Annotated in this window: 16 protein-coding genes; 4 read left to right on the top strand and 12 right to left on the bottom strand. The window is 49.0% G+C overall.

What is annotated here, in order from left to right; genetic code table 11:
- The 3 genes from ppaX to hprK are packed head-to-tail and all read right to left on the bottom strand — an operon-like array spanning window position 1 to window position 2,439.
- Complete coding sequence (gene ppaX / locus SB24_RS12645; protein ID WP_012118550.1) at window positions 1–651, bottom strand: pyrophosphatase PpaX; 651 nt, start codon at window positions 649–651, stop codon at window positions 1–3.
- A gap of 25 nt (window positions 652–676) precedes the next feature.
- Complete coding sequence (gene lgt, locus SB24_RS12640) at window positions 677–1,492, bottom strand: prolipoprotein diacylglyceryl transferase (protein ID WP_039253695.1); 816 nt, start codon at window positions 1,490–1,492, stop codon at window positions 677–679.
- A 14-nt stretch (window positions 1,493–1,506) separates the two neighbouring features.
- Window positions 1,507–2,439 (bottom strand): HPr(Ser) kinase/phosphatase, encoded by a 933-nt coding sequence (gene hprK / locus SB24_RS12635; RefSeq protein WP_013353746.1) that lies wholly within the window; start codon window positions 2,437–2,439, stop codon window positions 1,507–1,509.
- Window positions 2,440–2,608: 169 nt separating this feature from the next.
- Between hprK and nagA the strand changes: the two genes are divergently transcribed.
- From nagA to SB24_RS12620, 3 genes are read left to right on the top strand one after another with little or no spacing between them, the layout of a single operon-like run.
- Complete coding sequence (nagA, locus tag SB24_RS12630; protein WP_039253689.1) at window positions 2,609–3,799, top strand: N-acetylglucosamine-6-phosphate deacetylase; 1,191 nt, start codon at window positions 2,609–2,611, stop codon at window positions 3,797–3,799.
- Window positions 3,796–4,521, top strand: a complete 726-nt coding sequence (nagB, locus tag SB24_RS12625) for a glucosamine-6-phosphate deaminase (protein ID WP_031378282.1) — start codon at window positions 3,796–3,798, stop codon at window positions 4,519–4,521. The genes nagA and nagB overlap by 4 nt, the downstream gene beginning before the upstream one ends.
- Before the next feature lie 13 nt (window positions 4,522–4,534).
- The gene (locus SB24_RS12620; protein WP_015418311.1) at window positions 4,535–5,266 is read left to right on the top strand and encodes a GntR family transcriptional regulator; all 732 of its coding nucleotides are present in this window, start codon (window positions 4,535–4,537) and stop codon (window positions 5,264–5,266) included.
- A gap of 144 nt (window positions 5,267–5,410) precedes the next feature.
- Here the strand turns inward: SB24_RS12620 and SB24_RS12615 are convergent, their stop codons facing one another.
- The 6 genes from SB24_RS12615 to SB24_RS12590 form a co-directional block, all read right to left on the bottom strand.
- On the bottom strand, window positions 5,411–5,986 hold the full coding sequence (locus SB24_RS12615) for a TetR/AcrR family transcriptional regulator (protein ID WP_015418312.1): 576 nt from the start codon (window positions 5,984–5,986) through the stop codon (window positions 5,411–5,413).
- Between the two features lie 156 nt (window positions 5,987–6,142).
- A complete protein-coding gene (locus SB24_RS12610) occupies window positions 6,143–10,012 on the bottom strand; it encodes a metallophosphoesterase (protein ID WP_039253685.1) in 3,870 nt (1,289 codons plus the stop codon).
- Between the two features lie 93 nt (window positions 10,013–10,105).
- Window positions 10,106–10,465, bottom strand: coding sequence for a phage holin family protein (locus SB24_RS12605; RefSeq protein ID WP_007407446.1), 360 nt, complete (start codon window positions 10,463–10,465; stop codon window positions 10,106–10,108).
- Window positions 10,466–10,660 (bottom strand): PspC domain-containing protein, encoded by a 195-nt coding sequence (locus tag SB24_RS12600; RefSeq protein ID WP_003151448.1) that lies wholly within the window; start codon window positions 10,658–10,660, stop codon window positions 10,466–10,468. It lies immediately after the preceding gene.
- Window positions 10,661–10,664: 4 nt separating this feature from the next.
- Window positions 10,665–11,762, bottom strand: coding sequence for a DUF4097 family beta strand repeat-containing protein (locus tag SB24_RS12595; protein ID WP_015418314.1), 1,098 nt, complete (start codon window positions 11,760–11,762; stop codon window positions 10,665–10,667).
- Between the two features lie 24 nt (window positions 11,763–11,786).
- Window positions 11,787–12,113, bottom strand: a complete 327-nt coding sequence (locus tag SB24_RS12590; RefSeq protein ID WP_003151444.1) for a hypothetical protein — start codon at window positions 12,111–12,113, stop codon at window positions 11,787–11,789.
- Between the two features lie 197 nt (window positions 12,114–12,310).
- On the opposite strand from SB24_RS12590, the gene SB24_RS12585 reads away from it, so the two are divergent.
- Window positions 12,311–12,571 (top strand): hypothetical protein, encoded by a 261-nt coding sequence (locus SB24_RS12585; protein WP_012118557.1) that lies wholly within the window; start codon window positions 12,311–12,313, stop codon window positions 12,569–12,571.
- 25 nt (window positions 12,572–12,596) lie between these two features.
- Here the strand turns inward: SB24_RS12585 and uvrA are convergent, their stop codons facing one another.
- The 3 genes from uvrA to SB24_RS12570 form a co-directional block, all read right to left on the bottom strand.
- Window positions 12,597–15,470 (bottom strand): excinuclease ABC subunit UvrA, encoded by a 2,874-nt coding sequence (gene uvrA / locus SB24_RS12580; RefSeq protein WP_015418315.1) that lies wholly within the window; start codon window positions 15,468–15,470, stop codon window positions 12,597–12,599.
- Window positions 15,471–15,477: 7 nt separating this feature from the next.
- Window positions 15,478–17,463 (bottom strand): excinuclease ABC subunit UvrB, encoded by a 1,986-nt coding sequence (gene uvrB / locus SB24_RS12575; RefSeq protein WP_003151439.1) that lies wholly within the window; start codon window positions 17,461–17,463, stop codon window positions 15,478–15,480.
- Between the two features lie 175 nt (window positions 17,464–17,638).
- Window positions 17,639–17,875 carry a CsbA family protein gene (locus SB24_RS12570; protein ID WP_003151438.1) on the bottom strand — a complete coding sequence of 79 codons (237 nt, stop codon included), beginning with the start codon at window positions 17,873–17,875 and terminating at the stop codon, window positions 17,639–17,641.
- Between the last annotated feature and the right edge of the window lie 270 nt (window positions 17,876–18,145).

Raw genomic sequence — 18,145 nt, 5'->3', positions numbered from 1 at the left:
TTACTTCACCCCGGTGATGTGCAATAAATCACTCATTTTCTCAAGCATATAATCGGGTTCATAGGCGGAAAGCGTCTGTGCGCCTTTAATCGTCCACGCGACGCCGGCTGTTTTCGTGCCGGCGTTTTTTCCCGCCATGACATCGTGATAATTGTCACCGACCATTATGGCTTCCGACGGATCGCACCCAAGCCGGCTGAGAGCAAGCCGCACAGGCTCAGGGTCAGGCTTCGGATGCTTTACATCATCAAGCGTGACGACAGTATCGAAAAACGCCCCGATGCCTGTCAGCTTCAATCCCATATTGACTGTATCCCTCAGCTTCGTGGTGACAATCCCGAGCTGATAGCCCGCTTTTTTCAATTCATCCAGCGTTTCGTAAACCGTTTCGTACTCCGTGACGAGCTCATCGTGCTTTTCATGGTTGAATGCTCTGTACATGCTGATCATCTCATCGCACTTTTCAGCATTAATGCCTGAAAACGTTTCATACAGAGGCGGGCCGATAAACGGAAGCACATCTTCCCTTTTGAACTGCCCCGGGCAATAATGATCAAGCGTATGAAGATAAGAAGCGATAATCAGTTCATTCGTGTCAATCAGCGTGCCGTCGAGATCGAATAAAATGGCGGTTACACGTTTATCAGTCATCTTATGTCCTTTCCGATTTCAGACGTCAGTCCGTATCTGCATACCGCTTATCGGCATACCCTTTAACGCGTCTGAAAACCATTAAAATAATCGCAAGAACAATCAGCACAATGGAAATGACCTGCGCGATCCGAAGCTGGCTCGTAAGCATCAGGCTGTCCGTCCGCATTCCCTCAATAAAGTATCTGCCGATCGAATACCAGATCACATACGTCAAAAACAGATTGCCCCTGCGCAGGTTCACGCGGCGGAGCAGAAGCAGAATCACGACGCCCGCAAAACTCCACAGCGATTCATACAAAAACGTCGGGTGATAATATTGTCCGTCTATGTACATCTGATTAATGATGAAATCCGGAAGATGCAGACTTTCCAAAAATGACCGGCTGACCGCTTCACCGTGAGCCTCTTGGTTGATAAAGTTCCCCCAGCGCCCGATGGCCTGGCCGAGCAGAATACTCGGCGCGGCAATATCCGCCAGCTTCCAGAATGAGATCCCTCTTACTTTTGAAAAGACGATTCCCGTTGCGATCGCGCCGATCAATCCGCCGTGAATCGCGATGCCGCCTTTCCAGGTTTTAATGATTACCCCGGGGTGTTCCGAGTAATAGCTCCACTCGAAAAGCACATAGTATGCCCGTGCGCAAATGATTGCGATCGGGATGGCGAAAAGAACAAGATCAATAAAAATGTCCTTTTTCAGCCCCCGCTTTTCACTCTCCCTCATGGCCATCCAAAGCCCTAATAACGCACCCGCGCCGATAATGATCCCGTACCAGTGCACGGATAAAGGCCCGAGCTGCAAGGCAATCGGATTGATTGGTGTTCCTGCTTCGTTCATATTATTGCCAACTCCTATTCGTCTTGTTCGCCGTCTTCAATGACATCCGCCAGCTTATTCGTGAATTGCTCGGCAGCATTTAAGCCCATCCGCTTCAATCTGAAGTTCATCGCCGCAACTTCGATAATAACGGCGAGATTTCGCCCAGGGCGGACTGGAATGGTCAGTTTTGTAATTTCCGTATCAATGATTTTCATTTTTTCTTCTTCAAGTCCGAGACGGTCGTATTGCTTCCCTTGCTCCCAAAGCTCAAGGTCCATGACGATTGTAATTCTTTTATTGCTTCTGACGGCGCCCGCTCCGAACAGCGTCATGACATTTATAATGCCGAGACCCCTGATTTCAAGCAGATGCTCAATCAGATCAGGCGCATTCCCGACGAGCGTATCCTGATCCTCCTGCCGGATTTCGACGCAGTCATCCGCGACAAGACGATGGCCGCGTTTGACGAGCTCCAGGGCCGTTTCACTTTTACCGACGCCGCTTTTTCCCGTTATGAGCACACCGACGCCGTATATATCCACAAGCACGCCGTGAATGGCGGTTGTCGGCGCGAGACGGCTCTCAAGAAAATTCGTCAGCCGGCTTGACAGTCTGGTTGTTTTCAGAGGGGATCTGAGCACAGGCACGCCGTTTTTCTCGGATGCTTCTACAAGCTCCGGCGGGATCGGCATATCTCTGGAAAGTATGATAGCCGGCGTCACATCGGTGCACAGCGATTCCATCCGCTGTTTTTTATCCTCCTCAGGAAGCTGATCGAAAAATGACAGCTCCGTTTTTCCTAAAAGCTGCACCCGTTCTCTCGGGTAATATGTAAAATAACCGGCGATTTCAATACCGGGCCGTGATAAATCACTCATCGTAATCGGGCGGTTAATCCCTTCTTCTCCGCTGATCAATTCTAAATGGAACTGCTCCATTACGTCTTTGGTCCGAACCTTTGCCAAGATATGTTCCTCCTGTTCTGGGATGTTCCGAGCTTTGAACAGTTATATTTTATCACTTTACCGTCTGAACCAAAACAGATTTATACAATTCCGGCATAACTGGTCTAGATAACTAGTCTGAAAAAGAGTAAAATAAAACTAACAACTAACCAGAAAGGCGTGTTTTAAAGTGGCTGAAAGCTTGTTAATCAGCGGTGCGGACATCGTAACAGAAGAGGAAATCATCCGAAACGGTTTTCTCGGTATAAAGGACGGCATCATTTCTTACGCGGGGAAAACAAGACCGCAAGAAACGTATGAGAAGGAATGGAAGGCGCCCGCGGGCTCGTATGCGCTTCCCGGAATGATTGATATTCATATTCACGGCGGATACGGCGCGGATACGATGGATGCTGATATTGCAGCTCTTGATACAATGTCCGCCCGGCTGCCCGAAGAAGGAACAACCTCTTTTTTAGCGACAACGATCACACAACAGCACGAAAACATTGAAAAAGCGCTCGTCAACGCCAAAAAATGGGCGTCTTCCTCACCGCAGGCCCAAAAAGGCGCTGAGTTGATCGGCATTCATTTAGAAGGACCGTTTGTCTCTCCGAAAAAAGCGGGAGCACAGCCGAAACAATGGATTACGCCGGCCGATGCCGGGCTCTTTCAGAAATGGGAGCGGCACTCCGGAGGTCTGATTAAAATCGTGACGCTTGCACCGGAAGAAGATCCTGATTTCAGCCTGATCCGTTATTTAAAAGACCGGAACATCATCCCGTCAATGGGACACACAGACGCGGGAGCCGATCTTTTACAAAAAGCGGCGGATGCCGGGGCGGTGCATATGACACACCTCTTCAACGCCATGAGCTCCTTTCATCACCGTGAGCCGGGGGGCATCGGTACGGCTCTCGCCTGCGGCCGCATCACGGCGGAGCTGATCACTGACGGCATTCATTCCCATCCTTTGGCCGTTAAGCTTGCCTATTTGGCGAAAGGAAGCAAAAACCTGATCATGATTACAGACTCCATGCGGGCAAAAGGGCTTAAGGACGGAGAATACGAATTCGGCGGACAAAGAGTCACCGTTTGCGGAGACAAAGCGCTTCTCTCTGACGGGACGCTGGCCGGTTCCATTTTAAAAATGAATGAAGGCGCAGCGCTCATGCGCAGGTTTACAAACTGCTCATGGCTGGATATAGCAAATATGACATCGGCAAATGCGGCCCGCCGCCTCGGCATATTCGACCGTAAAGGAAGCATCGCCGAAGGAAAAGACGCCGACGTTGTTCTGACGGACGGACAGTGCGGCGTGCTGGCCACGATTTGCCGCGGAAACACCGCATATATCTCAAGGGAGGCTGATTGGATATGAACGTTATCACATGCAGACATTATGAAGAATTAAGTGAAAAAGCCGCAGCGATTATCGCTGAAACAGTGAAACAAAAGCCGGATGCCGTTCTCGGCCTTGCGACGGGAGGCACTCCTGAAGGCGTATACAAAGAACTTGTGCGGATGCACCGCTCAGAGGGCTTGTCATTCGGGGATGTCACGACAATCAACCTTGATGAATACGCCGGGCTTTCTCCCGAGGACAAAAACAGCTATCATTATTATATGAATACACATTTTTTTGCACATATCGACAGCCGAAAGGACCGCCACTTTCTCCCTGACGGACGGGCAGACGATCTCGATGCCGAATGCGGACGCTATGACCGATTGATTCAAACACTCGGCGGAGCGGATATACAGCTTTTAGGCATCGGACACAACGGCCATATCGGCTTTAATGAACCCGGGACGCCATTTGAATCCCGAACCCATGTCGTTGAGCTGAATGAAGAGACAAGACAGGCGAATGCGCGGTACTTTCCGTCAATTGATCAAGTCCCTGTAAAAGCCCTGACAATGGGGATCGGGACGATTTTGTCCGGCAAACGGATTTTGATCATGGCATCCGGAAAAAGCAAGGCCCAAGCGGTGAAGCAGCTTCTGGACGGGCGCATCAGCGAAGCATTCCCTGCCTCCGCCCTGCACGCGCATCCGGATGTGACGGTCTTGATTGATGAAAAGGCTGCGGGCGGCGATTGAAAGGATTTGACCTATGCAGATTGATAAACAATCTCCGATTCCGATTTACTTTCAGATTATGGAACAATTAAAAACACAAATCAAAAACGGCGAGCTGAAAGCGGATGCGCTGCTTCCGTCGGAGCGGGAATACGCCGAACAATTCGGCATCAGCCGAATGACGGTGCGCCAGGCGCTTTCCAATCTGGTGAATGAAGGATTTTTATACAGGCAGAAAGGCCGGGGAACGTTCGTCAGCAAACTGAAGATGGAACAGCCGCTTCAAGGGCTGACAAGTTTTACGGAAGATATGAGAAGCCGGGGCATGAAGCCGGGGAGCAGACTTGCCGAATACCAGCTGATTCAGGCGACGGAAGAATTATCTTCTATCCTGGGATGCGGCTATCAGGCAACGCTTCATAAAATCATCCGCGTCCGGCTGGCGAATGATATCCCGATGGCGATTGAAGCCTCGTACATTCCGTTTGACAAAGCGGGAAAACTGGACGCCTCTCATTTTCAATCATCCATGTATGAGCATATTGAAGCGTACAATCAGATGCCGATCTCACGGGCAAAACAAGAGCTTGAACCGGGAGCCGCTTCCGAGGAAGAAGCTGAGCTGCTCGGTATCCAGCCCGGCGCCCCCGTCCTCTATATCAAGCGGACCACTTATCTGCAGGACGGCACTGCCTTTGAGCACGTCAAATCCGCCTACAGAGGCGACCGCTACACATTCGTGCATTATATGGACAGGGTGAAATGAAACATCTCCAACCGTTACGGGTTGGAGATGTTTTTTTGATCTGCCATTTTCAAATCAAGCCGGGGAATGTTCTCTATGACTCTGTCAAAACGGAGAGGCTGGGGTTCTGATATCTATTTTTATAAAGAAAAGAGTAATAAAATGCTACCCTCTGTTTTGGACAATATACGGAACCTGCTTTGAAACCAGCAGCAGCGGTTCTTTGTTTTTATGAGCCAGTGAAAACATGATTGCGCCTTCAATCATCGAGTTGATTGTCACCCCGAGCTTCTCCGCTTCCTCTTGTTCAAACCCATGTTCAAGAAATTTTGCCGCAAACACATCCGTCCACTTCTTGAACACCTCAACACATGTGCATCTTAACGTTTCATTGATCAGAGCGGTCTCACCCGCCAGCAATCCAACCGGCACGCCCTCAATATTCTGCGGATCATTAAACTGTTCAGCCGTTACATGAATAAAGTGCTGAATCGCTTCTATAGGGTCCGCGAATTGAGACATACTATTCTGTATTTGCTTTTCAACGCATCTTCCCGTATATTTGATCGCCGCAATGGCGAGTTCTGCTTTTCCATTTGGAAAGTGATGATACACAGACCCTCTGGGTGCTCCGCTCTCTTTTATAATTTGATTCAAACCAGTCGCATGATATCCCTGAATCTGAAAAAGATATGCAGAGGTTTGAATAATTCTTTCTTTTGTCCCGGTTTTACTGTTCATTATGTTTCCTCCTGCATATTACGAAAACCAATCGATTTTAGTATAGAAAAGGGACATAAAAAAGTCAAAAGCACTTAGTACCGCCATGCATGTTACAGAAAAAAACCTGCTGACCGTCAGATTTTCTTCTGACGATCAGCAGGCTGTATGTTTTCGTTATGGGTTTGAGGCATGCCTGAAATCAAACTGATCCGGAGCCGGGCGATACGGCGTATTTCCCGTTTTGAACATCCACAGCGGTGATATTGTTTTGCCGTTGTACGGGTCCTTCACGACGGTGTACCAGTAATAAACGGAATCAGGCTGCAGGCCGTCCCAGACCCAATTTGCGGTTTTTCCGCTTTTTACGTGTTTTTTATGACCGAGCAGTTCGTTCGTATAGACGTTGCATTCAAAATAATCGGTCGCTACCCTTTTCCTCTTCGGCTGTAAATCCATTTCTGCTGAGAATTCGTCTTTATCAGCGAACAGATCGGTGTCATAGTAATTGATGTCATCCGTGTACGGCGAGTAGGAGAACATGTGAACCTGATTGGCGGCCTGATCGAATTGCATCATGCGCATAAAGCCCTGCCCCCCTTCCGGACCGTCCTGGTAGTCGGTCAGAATTTGGTGGACGAGGCGGTCCGGTTTTCCGTCCCCGTCATCGTCAAGCGCATCGGTTTTTTTCATGGCGTTATGGTAATGGCCGCTTAATACCATCGCCACATTGCGATTCGGCTTGACGACTTTTCGATAGATCGTCTCCCCGATCGGGCTTCGATTTCCGCTCACAAGCAAGTACTCATGAAAGCATAAGATGGCGGTTCGGTCCGGATACCTCTTCAGCACTTGATTGATCCAGTCAATCTCTTGTTCCGCAATGCCCCAGCCCATATAAATCATAATAAAATCGTTCCCGCTTGCCGACAGCAGATCATAATGCCCGCGGTTATTTTTGTATGATCCGCCGTAATGCATGTTCTGTTCAAACCGGCGGCTCCCGAAGAAATCCCCGAATGTTCGGTATGTGCCGTCTTTATGGCCGACGTCGTGATTGCCTGCAAGCACTCCGTACGGAATTCCCGCCTTGTCAAGCGTCCGCATGGAGTGATCGGCGTTTTTCCACTGTTTCATCACCATTGAATCATCGACAATATCGCCGGTATGAAAGACATATTTAATATTGTGCTTTTCCTTATTTTCTTTGATCCACTCCGTCATTTTGTCAAAAATGTGCGGGTGCCCTTGTGCGTAATACTGTGTATCCGACATCCAGACAAATGTGTAATTGCCTTTCGCCGGTATTTGATCCTGCACGATGACATTCATTTTTGAGTTCTTCACCACATCCGCTGCGGAAACGGCGGCTTTTAATGTAAACGGCTTTTTATCTTTGGCAAGAACGCTGTCCGCCTCCTGCCAGCGGCTTGTCCGGTAATTCCAAATATACATGGTTACCTTTCGGCCGGGCAGAGAGCTTCCTTTCCAGACCGCCTCAGCCAGATCCGTTTCGTCGATAGACGGGTCAACGGAGACTTCGAACCGGTGATAAGGAAAACGCTCCATACTTTCCGCCGATACGGTTTTTCCGTCATTTGCCGAGATGCGGTTCATTTCCGGCAGGGTAAACGGCATTTCATTTTCTTTTATGCCCCTCGGCGGTTCCGTTAATGAGGCGTGTTTATACACTTTCACGCTGCCCGGATTCCGCGCGGTATAACGGAAGCCGCGATAAAATGATACATTCATGTCATCCTTCGTCGGGTCTTTTACCCGGACGGACAGCTTTGCTTTGTGGGCGCCGATTTTTTGATCGGCAAGCTCCGGCTGGTTCGGCTCCTCCCGTTTGATATGGAAGGTGCGGACGGACGTTGTTTCATTTCCGGCAAGGTCTGCCGCAATAATTGTAAGGGTATGTTTTCCGGGCTTAAGATCGGCTGATGACGTGTGATGCGGGAGCGTAATGCTTTCTCCGTCCAAAAACGCTTTGACCTCTTCCACTTTGCTCCATTTGTCACGGATGTCCGCATTCAGCTCAACATTACCTTTCAGCGCCGCGCCTTCTTTGATACCCGGGACAATCTTCGGCCCTGTATTGTCCACCCGCACAGATTGGCTCAGCTGCTCCTCACCGTCGCTAACAAAAATATGGTGATAGCCTTCAGAAAGCTTCGTCGTGTTCCACGGCAGCAGCCGTGACGTAAACAAATGATCCGGCAGGCTGAATGAGAAGGTCTTCTGCTGATTCGCCCGCCTGCCGTCACCGATAAAGAGCTGCTCAGCCGGATCCGTCTTCCCGTCTTTGATCACCGTTCCGTCCGAAAGCACCAGACGGGCATGTTTCACGACAAAATCATCCCGATTCTCTCCCGTGTCATACGGAGAAACCTTTGAGCCCGAACGGATGGATACTTTCTGCGTTTTGCCCCCTTTTTGCAGCAGACGTTCCGGAAGGAGAACCGAGTGCGTTCTGTAGCGGTGAGACGGATCGTCAAAAATGTGCAGCACCTCATTTTCCATTATGACGGTGTTTTGAAAATAAAGATTCGTTTTCCGGGCATCGAAGGCGAAATAGACCTCTTTTTCCAGCGCCGGCCGGGTCTCCTGCCGCTTGCCGTCAATCCACAGCTTGATCTTATCGGCGCTGACGTCGGAAGTCGCTTTGAGCAGATAGGTGCCGGATATCGTATCTTCGGGTTCAACATTCATTCTGAGTCCGTGTGATTTGCTCGTCTGTTCAATGTCAATCATTTTGACGGGCGTTTTTGCTTCATTTTCTCCATCACTGGCTGCGATATAATACTCAAGCTGATCCTGGCCGAGCAGTTCCGGGGAATAAAGAATGTGATGGTATAAGCTGTCGTTGCGGTCTTTTTCGGCCAGAATTCGTTTGAATGGTTTTTTCTCATTGGTCCGGTAATAAAACGCGGCTGTTTTGACAAGGTTTTTGTCTTTTATGTCAGCCTTTAATTCAATGCTTTCAGCGGGCCGGACGGGCTTTCTGTCTGTAAGGTCTTCGATGACCGGTTTTTCCTTGTCAGGTTTGATCACCCTTTTCTGCTGCGGGATCTGCGCCTGAAAAACAGAGCCCGGTGACGGCTTATGCTCGCTCGTGGAGATCTTCAGCAATTCTCCCGTTCCGTTCAGCGGATATTTGTACAGCAAAGAAGTCAGCCGGCGGAAAGCGTGTTTCCGGTAATGCGCTGAGGCGATACCCTTTCCGGTATTTGCCGACAGCACCACCGTACGCGGGCGGCCGTTGGACATTCCGTCCGTCCCTTCGATGACGGCGAGATGTTTTCCCTCCTTCAGGCGTGTCCCGTAATAGCGGTTGAAATCATCTATCGTCAGTTCTGATGCGGCGCGTCTCAGCCAAAACACGTAAGTCCCGCCTGACGGAATGACGGTATCTTCTTTCGGCCTCCATATCATGTCTGATTCCGGCCCTTCCTTCGGATAGCGGTAGCGGATATGGTAGTCTTTAAAATGAATGGGCCTGTCCGTCGTGTTATACACCTCGATAAATTCATAGGCATCAGCGCCGTCTTCATTTTTCGTATCAACCGCAAGCTCCGTAATCATCAGCTCGGGAATATGATTCAAATCGGCTTGATAGCCGTCCAGCTTCAGCCGCTTTTTCTCCGATTCCGCCCGCTGTCTGCCGTTGGTGAAAACGAGGTAATATTCCAATTCTCCATTCCAGATATCCCGTTTTGAAACCTGGGCCGTAAACAGCCGGATTGCGCCTGGCGCGGGCTCCATCGGCACCATTTTAAACCCCAGCTCATTGCTTTGTTTATAAAAAAGAAACGCCGAAAACGCCTGATAGTCAGCATTCCGTACATGAGCCTGTATGAACAGGTTTCTTTTCATTTCCGCCTTTACTTCGATTTGGGGAGGATTCTCCAGAAGCGGTATGTAATGAGGCGGCTGTCCGAATTCCTGCTGATTCACGGGGATTGCCGATTCTTTGCGCGCCGCATCCGCAGAAGGACTCACACAAAGCAAACCAATCAGAAAAAAGAGCGTCATCACAAGTTTCATCTCATTACCTCCCTATGCATTATGTTGCGTCAGGAGGCTGCCGCTTATGTAAATCACACATAAAAAAGCTGCCCTCTCGGGACAGCTCGTTTTTTACCTTTTTCTAAGCGGCTCCAATATGCCTTTTTGGATCAGCAAGTGGAAAACGGACAGCACGACGGATGCCCAAATGGCGGTGCCGAACCCATCAATCTGAAAGCTGTCTCCCATCAAGGCTGCGGTCATCATTAACGTAATGGCGTTGATGACAAACAGAAAGAGGCCGAGGGTCACAACCGTGACGGGCAATGTCAATATGACGATGATCGGCTTGATCAGCACATTTAACACAGAAAGAATCACACTGGCGATGACAGCCGCTCCGATACTGCTGATATGGACGGAATCAAAATATCCCGCGATAACGATTAATAATAAAGCATTTACTAAAATGCTGACTGCCCATTTGATCATTTATTTCAAATCTCCTTCTAAAGGTACAACAAAACACCAGATAATATATACAATCGGCACGATTCCGCTCGTGACAAGCGCTAATACAACGGTTATAATGCGCAAAAGCGACGCATCCATATTGATGTACTCCGCCAAACCGCCGACGACGCCGGCGATTTTACGGTTTTTTTCTGAACGGTAAAGTCTTTTCATCCAATCACCTCTGAGTATGCTTGAGCTTAATGGCTCCTGTTAACGATTCTGAGAAAATCGAGAGATGCTGATCATGGCCTTGATTTGATGCCAGCATCAGTTCTTTTTGAATGGTATCATTCTTTTCCTTTAAAATTTCCGCATCAATCAGCTCATGGCTGAGAGAGCCGAGATTGCTTTTCAGCTCCGCTTTCACCGCCGAATCATCAGGCAGAGCGATCTCCACGTTTCCGGTCGTCGTTTTCGTGTAGATGGAGCGGCAGTGCGGCGCTGTCACGGTAAGCATGATATTGCCGTTAAAGCTTTGAACGTCAATGGATTCACTCGATCCGCGCAAATCAATCAAGCCGTTGATCGTTTCCGCTTCAATCGCGCCGCATTGATGTCCGGCCAGCTTGATTTGTCCGTTAGCCGTTTCCGCCGACGCTTTATCAGCCGTCAAATGAGAGAATGACAGAACGCCGTTTGTCGTTTTCGCCGAGAATTCTTTTACATGTAAATGTTCCCCTCTGATCGGTCCGTTAAACAGCTTCACTCTTATCTTATCGTACTCTTTCTGGGGAACATAAAGCGTGACATTGGTTTTCATCGTTTTCTTTTCCGTGCGGACAAAAAACTTATTGCCCTTCACTTCACACTCAATGTGCTGAAGAAATGCGGTGCGCGCCGCCTCCTGACTGTCCGCCCGGTACACTTTCGCCTGGCACTCCGCTCTGATATCTTCATCCGCCCACGGCACGATATTGACGCTGCCGTTTGCAATCTGCATATCAATGGCCGTGAATTCACTGTCTTTAAATTGAAAAATATGCTGCACTTCGTGTGCGTGGCCGAAATTCAGATCAAGATCCGCTTCCTTCACTTTTTTGACGGCAGAATCAATCCAGTCGAACAGCTTCGCCCCGAGCGACGGCTTTTGGCTTCCTTTTGCCCCGCTTTCGAAATCTTCCGCAGGTTCCTGGACCTCTGCAGATAATGCGGTGATCTGCTCTTCTTTTTCTTTATATTCATGATCCAGTTTTTCAATGAGCGTCAGTGCTTCCTGCGCCGTCAGCATGCCGTCTTCCACAAGCTTTAAAATCCGTTCTTTCTCCTGTTTCATACAAAACGCCTCCCCCGACTTTTCTTACACCTGGCGTAACACCTTAATTCCCTGCACGATATTCCAAATGACCATTCCGATGAGGATCAGAAAATAAACAGCTGCTCCTGTTATCATAACAAAAACGGGCACCATACTCTCCCCCTGAGCCGTAATCAATCCGCCGACAACACCCGCGGTCACAATCAGCAATCCCGCAAACGGAATGATATGGGAAATCAGAGCGCGCATGGCATGCCGCTTCGTCTCTTTTTCATCGACGACAAAGTAAGCCACAATCGGAAGAATGAGCGGCGCGAGAAACACGCTGAAATAACAGATTGATGCGATAATCGCTTGATTTCGGTTCAATAAAAACACTCCCTGTGCCGTAATGTAAAAACCCTTCCTTATACATACGTATGACGCATGGGCGGGTTTCATTTTCATGCTAAGGACATGCTTCGTTATACGTAATTTTTGATTTCAGAGATTTCACTATAGAATCTTTTCCCCGAACCGATTACAATATGTAACAAAGCCTGACCGTATGCAAGGAGGACATACAAATGGAGAAAGATCCCGAAAACGCCCAAGTAACGGAAGAGAGTCTGCGAAATTTAATTCGCGAACAGAAAAGAATGAACAGCGAAATGCTGGCTGAATTGGAACAGATCAAAGCAGCCCCTCTTCCCATTTCCCATGATATCCAATATATAAAAGTGCTGCTGGACAGCAGCAGCACCCATATTCTGCAGGACTTAATGCATTTAAGCAAACAGCTTCCCCAACAGAAAAAAGCCTGTAACACAACAGCCCAAAACCGGTGAGTTTTGGGCTGTTTTTATTGATCTATTATGTGGCTGCCGTTTCTTTTTCAGCCAGCAATGTTTTCATCCGTTTTTTATCACGTTCCATTACCGGTTTCAGATAGCGGCCCGTATATGATTCTTTCACTTCCACAACTTCTTCAGGCGTCCCGGAGGCTACGATCGTGCCGCCGCCCGCTCCGCCTTCAGGTCCCAGATCGACGATGTAGTCCGCCGTTTTAATGATATCGAGATTGTGTTCAATGACCAAAACGGTATCACCGTTATCGACGAGTCTTTGAAGCACAACCAAAAGCCTTGCGATATCATCAACGTGGAGGCCTGTCGTCGGTTCGTCCAAAATATACAGCGTCCGGCCTGTGGAACGCTTATGCAATTCGGAAGCAAGCTTGACGCGCTGCGCTTCTCCGCCTGACAGCGTCGTCGCCGGCTGGCCGAGCGTCACGTACCCGAGTCCGACATCGGCAAGCGTTTGAAGCTTGCGTTTGATTTTCGGGATATTTTCAAAGAAAGACAGAGCATCTTCCACCGTCATATCCAGAACGTCAGAAATGCTTTTTCCTTTGTATGTGACCTCAAGCGTCTCCCGGTTGTAACGTTTGCCGTGGCACACTTCACACGGGACGTACACGTCAGGAAGGAAATGCATCTCAATTTTGATGATGCCGTCGCCGCGGCAGGCCTCACAGCGCCCGCCTTTTACATTAAAACTGAACCGGCCTTTTTTATAGCCGCGCACCTTTGCTTCATTTGTCTGCGCGAATACATCGCGGATATCATCAAACACGCCCGTATAAGTTGCCGGATTTGATCTCGGTGTCCGGCCGATCGGCGCCTGGTCGATGTCGATCACCTTATCAAGGTGGTCGAGGCCTTTGATTTCTTTATGGCTTCCCGGTTTCGCTTTGGCTTTATGAAGCTTTTGCGCAAGCGCCTTATGCAGAATTTCATTCACAAGCGTGCTTTTTCCGGAACCGGACACACCTGTCACCGCCGTAAAAGTGCCGAGCGGGAATTTGGCGTTCGCTTTTTTCAGGTTGTTTTCTGAAGCGCCTTTGATTTCAATGAACCGGCCGTCAGGCTTTCTTCTCTCCGGAGGCATCGGGATGAATTGAACCCCTGACAAATAGCGTCCGGTCAGAGAGTCCGCATCATTCATCACTTCTTCAGGCGTCCCCGCCGATATGACGCGGCCGCCGTGAATGCCGGCGCCCGGACCGATATCTATCAAATAATCGGCAGCCATCATCGTATCCTCATCATGCTCAACGACAATCAGTGTGTTGCCGAGATCCCTCATGTTTTTCAGCGCGCTGATCAGACGGTCATTGTCACGCTGGTGAAGGCCGATGGACGGCTCATCAAGAATATACAGGACGCCTGACAAACGGGAGCCGATCTGCGTCGCAAGCCTGATGCGCTGCGCTTCTCCGCCTGACAGCGTGCCCGCCGCCCGGCTCAGCGTCAGATAATCAAGACCGACTTTATCTAAGAAGCTGAGCCGCTCCACAATCTCTCTTAAAATTAAATCGGCAATCTGCATATCTTTCTTAGACAGCGTCAGGTTTTTGAAAAATTCAAGCGCGTCGCCGACGGAAAGCTCCGTAATGGTTCCGATATGACGCCCGTTGACCAAAACGGCAAGCGCTTCTTTCTTCAGCCGGTAGCCTTTGCACGTCGGGCACGATTTCTGTGACATGTACTGCTCCATCTGTTCACGGATATAATCGGAGCTTGTCTCTTTATACCGTCTCTCAATATTGCGCAGCACACCTTCAAATTCAATTTCATTTTCGCGCACTTGTCCGAAATCATTCTCGTATTTAAAGTAAATCCGTTCATTGCCGCTGCCGTACAGCACTTTATCAAGCTGATGCTTCGGCAGGTCTTTGACCGGAGTCTCCATATCAATGCCGTAATGGCGGCAGACCGCCTGAAGCAGCTGCGGATAATATTGTGAACTGATCGGCGTCCACGGCGCGATGGCGTGTTCCTTTAATGACAGCTCGGGATTGGGGATGACGAGCTCAGGATCCACTTCCAGCTTCAAGCCGAGACCGTCGCAAGTCGGACAGGCGCCGAACGGGCTGTTAAACGAAAACAGCCGGGGTTCAAGCTCCCCGATAGAAAAACCGCACAGCGGACAAGCGTGATGCTCGCTGAACATCAGCTCCTCCTGACCGATGACATCTATCATGACACGGCCTTCCCCTAAACGGAGCGCGGTTTCCAGCGAGTCGGAAAGCCGGGCGGCAACGCCTTCCTTGACAACGATCCGGTCAATGACTACTTCAATGGAATGCTTTTTGTTTTTTTCAAGTTCAATATCGTCAGAAAGCTCGGCCATTTCTCCGTCAATCCGCACCCTTACGTAACCTTGCTTTCTGATTTGGTCAAGCACTTTGACATGGGCGCCTTTTCTGCCTGAAATGATCGGCGCAAGCACTTGAAGCTTCGTCCGCTCCGGATATTCAAGAATCCGGTCAACCATCTGTTCAATCGTTTGCGACGTAATTTCAATGCCGTGCTCCGGGCAGTGAGGCTTCCCGACTCTCGCGTACAGCAGCCGGAGATAATCATAAATCTCCGTTACCGTTCCGACGGTTGACCGCGGATTGCGGCTCGTCGTTTTCTGATCAATGCTGATCGCCGGAGAAAGCCCTTCGATCGCATCAACGTCCGGCTTATCCATCTGCCCTAAAAATTGGCGCGCATAGGCAGAAAGCGATTCAACATACCGCCTCTGTCCTTCCGCGTAAATGGTGTCAAAGGCAAGGGATGATTTTCCCGATCCGGACAGCCCCGTCACGACGACGAGCTGATCCCGCGGAATCGTTACATCAATGTTTTTTAAATTGTGCGCCCTTGCGCCTTTCACCTCGATCCGGTCAATTGCCATGTGTTCATCATCCTTCCGCTTTAAGCTCTAACAGTAAATCACGAAGCTCTGCCGCCCGCTCGAAATCAAGCGCTCTGGCCGCTTCTTTCATTTCGTGCTCCATTTGCTCAACGACTTTCTGGCGTTCTTTCTTCGTCATCTTCGCCAGTTTAGGCGCGGCTTTTGTTTTATATTCTTCTTTATCCTCAGCGGCCTGCGTCGCGCGGATCACATCGCGGATTTCCTTATTGATCGTTTGCGGCGTAATGCCGTGAATTTCGTTAAAGCGCTCCTGCTGTTCCCGGCGGCGCTTCGTTTCATTAATCGCGATTTCCATCGAATTTGTGATTTTATCGGCATACATGATGACGCGGCCTTCCGCGTTTCGTGCCGCCCGTCCGATCGTCTGAATTAGCGAACGTTCAGAACGGAGGAAGCCTTCTTTATCCGCATCGAGAATGGCGACAAGTGACACTTCCGGAATATCAAGCCCTTCCCTCAGCAGGTTGATGCCGATTAACACATCATGTTTTCCGAGGCGGAGGTCACGGATGATTTCAATCCGTTCAAGCGTCTTAATCTCGGAATGCAGATAATTGACCTTGATGCCGATTTCCTTGAGATAATCGGTCAGATCCTCTGACATTTTTTTCGTTAAAGTCGTCACGAGAACGCGTTCATTCCGTTCTATCCTCGCCTGAATCTCGCCGATCAGATCATCAATCTGTCCTTCGATCGGACGGACGTCAATGAGGGGATCGAGGAGTCCCGTCGGTCTGATGATCTGCTCGATCATTTCCGGCGTATGCTCAATTTCATACGGTCCCGGAGTCGCCGACACGTACACGATATTGTGCATGTGTTTCTCAAATTCCTCGAATCGGAGCGGACGGTTGTCAAGCGCTGACGGCAGGCGGAACCCGTGATCGACAAGCACCTGTTTTCTCGCCTGGTCACCGTTGAACATGCCGCGCACCTGCGGAATCGTCACATGTGATTCATCAACGACAATCATAAAATCGTCCGGAAAATAATCAAGCAGCGTATACGGCGTAGAGCCCGGCGGACGGAGTGTCAAATGTCTTGAATAGTTCTCGATCCCTGAGCAAAAACCCATTTCCCGCATCATTTCAAGATCATATCTCGTCCGCTGCTCAAGCCGCTGCGCTTCAAGGAGCTTGCCGTTTTCGTGCATGACTTTCAAGCGCTCCTCAAGCTCCTGTTCAATATTCAGAATCGCTTTTTCCATCTTTTCCGCCCGGGTGACGAAGTGGGAAGCCGGAAAAATCGCGACATGGTCACGGTCGCCGAGAATTTCTCCGGTCAAAGCGTCGACCTCTCTGATCCGCTCAATTTCATCTCCGAAAAATTCCACTCTGATACAATGTTCGTCACGGGAAGCCGGGAATATTTCCACAACGTCTCCGCGCACGCGGAACGTCCCGCGCTGAAAGTCGATATCATTGCGGGCATACTGGATATCTACAAGCTTTCTCAGCAGCTCGTTCCGCTCAATCTCCATTTCCGGTCTGAGCGACACGACCATTTCCCGGTATTCTTCAGGCGAACCGAGACCGTATATGCATGACACACTCGCAATAATAATGACATCTCTCCGTTCAAACAGAGAGGATGTCGCGGAGTGTCTCAGTTTATCAATTTCATCATTAATGCTTGCGTCTTTCTCTATAAAAGTATCCGTTTGAGGCACGTATGCCTCCGGCTGATAGTAATCGTAATAGCTGACAAAATATTCGACAGCGTTGTTCGGGAAAAACTCCTTAAACTCGCTGTACAGCTGTCCGGCAAGGGTTTTGTTATGGGCAATGACCAGTGTCGGTTTATTCACTTCTTTAATCAGATTGGACACGGTAAAGGTTTTGCCCGTCCCTGTCGCACCCAGGAGAGTCTGGTGTTTTCTGCCTTCCTGTATGCCTTTGACAAGCTTCTCAATCGCTTGCGGCTGATCTCCCTGGGGCTGATATTTCGAGACTAACTCAAAACGATCTTTCACAAAAAAGCCTCCGTTTCTTTACGAAATCTTCCTATTGATATAGTAACACAATGACGGGCAAAATCACTAAAAATACGAACTAAAGTTCGATGGTTTATTTTTACCAAGTCAATTTTTGTATAAAAAACCTGCTTTTATGGCGTAAAAGCAGGCATTCTATTTCATATTCACCATGTCAGGCATTGTCTTTCTTTTTGTCTGCTTCTTTTTTGGCCATGTACAGCCCTCCGGCCACCAGCGATACGACATCCAATCCAACGATAAAATACGTTTCGGTGTAACCCTTTAAATAGGATGCGAAAAGCAGTGCGGCTGTGAGAGCGATCGCCACATAGTGGTTAAACGTGACGCGCGTAAAAAGGACGACCAGCATAAAAGGGAAACATAATGCAAAAACGGCTTTTGTAATCACAAAAACCCTCCTCGGGAATTCTTCATCTCATCTGATTATAGTAAAAAATGAAGAATCGGACAATCGTTCCCCTGCTATCACAATACCCTTTTTCGGCAGTCTTCAATCATCTGTCAAAAAAAATGTGAATATAAATCCATTGAACCATTAACCAGATGAACCGAATTACCTTTCTTCAGCCGAAAGGATGAGAAGGTTTAGGTCTTTGTATCTTTGACAGTTTCTTCCTCCCTCTTTACAATGTAATGATAGTGTTTACTATCATTTTTC

The sequence above is a fragment of the Bacillus sp. Pc3 genome (assembly GCF_000815145.1).
In the GTDB taxonomy this organism is placed as follows: domain Bacteria; phylum Bacillota; class Bacilli; order Bacillales; family Bacillaceae; genus Bacillus; species Bacillus velezensis.
The sequence above is the reverse complement of the archived record's forward strand: the minus strand, read 5'-3'. Positions and strand labels throughout refer to the sequence as shown.

What these genes read in the sequence shown, in the direction of transcription:
- SB24_RS12605 (WP_007407446.1), bottom strand. Translation starts at nt 10,465, where the DNA reads ATGATCAAATGGGCAGTCAGCATTTTAGTAAATGCTTTATTATTAATC.
- SB24_RS12620 (WP_015418311.1), top strand. Translation starts at nt 4,535, where the DNA reads ATGCAGATTGATAAACAATCTCCGATTCCGATTTACTTTCAGATTATG.
- SB24_RS12585 (WP_012118557.1), top strand. Translation starts at nt 12,311, where the DNA reads ATGGAGAAAGATCCCGAAAACGCCCAAGTAACGGAAGAGAGTCTGCGA.
- SB24_RS12610 (WP_039253685.1), bottom strand. Translation starts at nt 10,012, where the DNA reads ATGAAACTTGTGATGACGCTCTTTTTTCTGATTGGTTTGCTTTGTGTG.
- lgt (WP_039253695.1), bottom strand. Translation starts at nt 1,492, where the DNA reads ATGAACGAAGCAGGAACACCAATCAATCCGATTGCCTTGCAGCTCGGG.
- SB24_RS12600 (WP_003151448.1), bottom strand. Translation starts at nt 10,660, where the DNA reads ATGAAAAGACTTTACCGTTCAGAAAAAAACCGTAAAATCGCCGGCGTC.
- SB24_RS12595 (WP_015418314.1), bottom strand. Translation starts at nt 11,762, where the DNA reads ATGAAACAGGAGAAAGAACGGATTTTAAAGCTTGTGGAAGACGGCATG.
- uvrA (WP_015418315.1), bottom strand. Translation starts at nt 15,470, where the DNA reads ATGGCAATTGACCGGATCGAGGTGAAAGGCGCAAGGGCGCACAATTTA.
- nagB (WP_031378282.1), top strand. Translation starts at nt 3,796, where the DNA reads ATGAACGTTATCACATGCAGACATTATGAAGAATTAAGTGAAAAAGCC.
- SB24_RS12615 (WP_015418312.1), bottom strand. Translation starts at nt 5,986, where the DNA reads ATGAACAGTAAAACCGGGACAAAAGAAAGAATTATTCAAACCTCTGCA.
- ppaX (WP_012118550.1), bottom strand. Translation starts at nt 651, where the DNA reads ATGACTGATAAACGTGTAACCGCCATTTTATTCGATCTCGACGGCACG.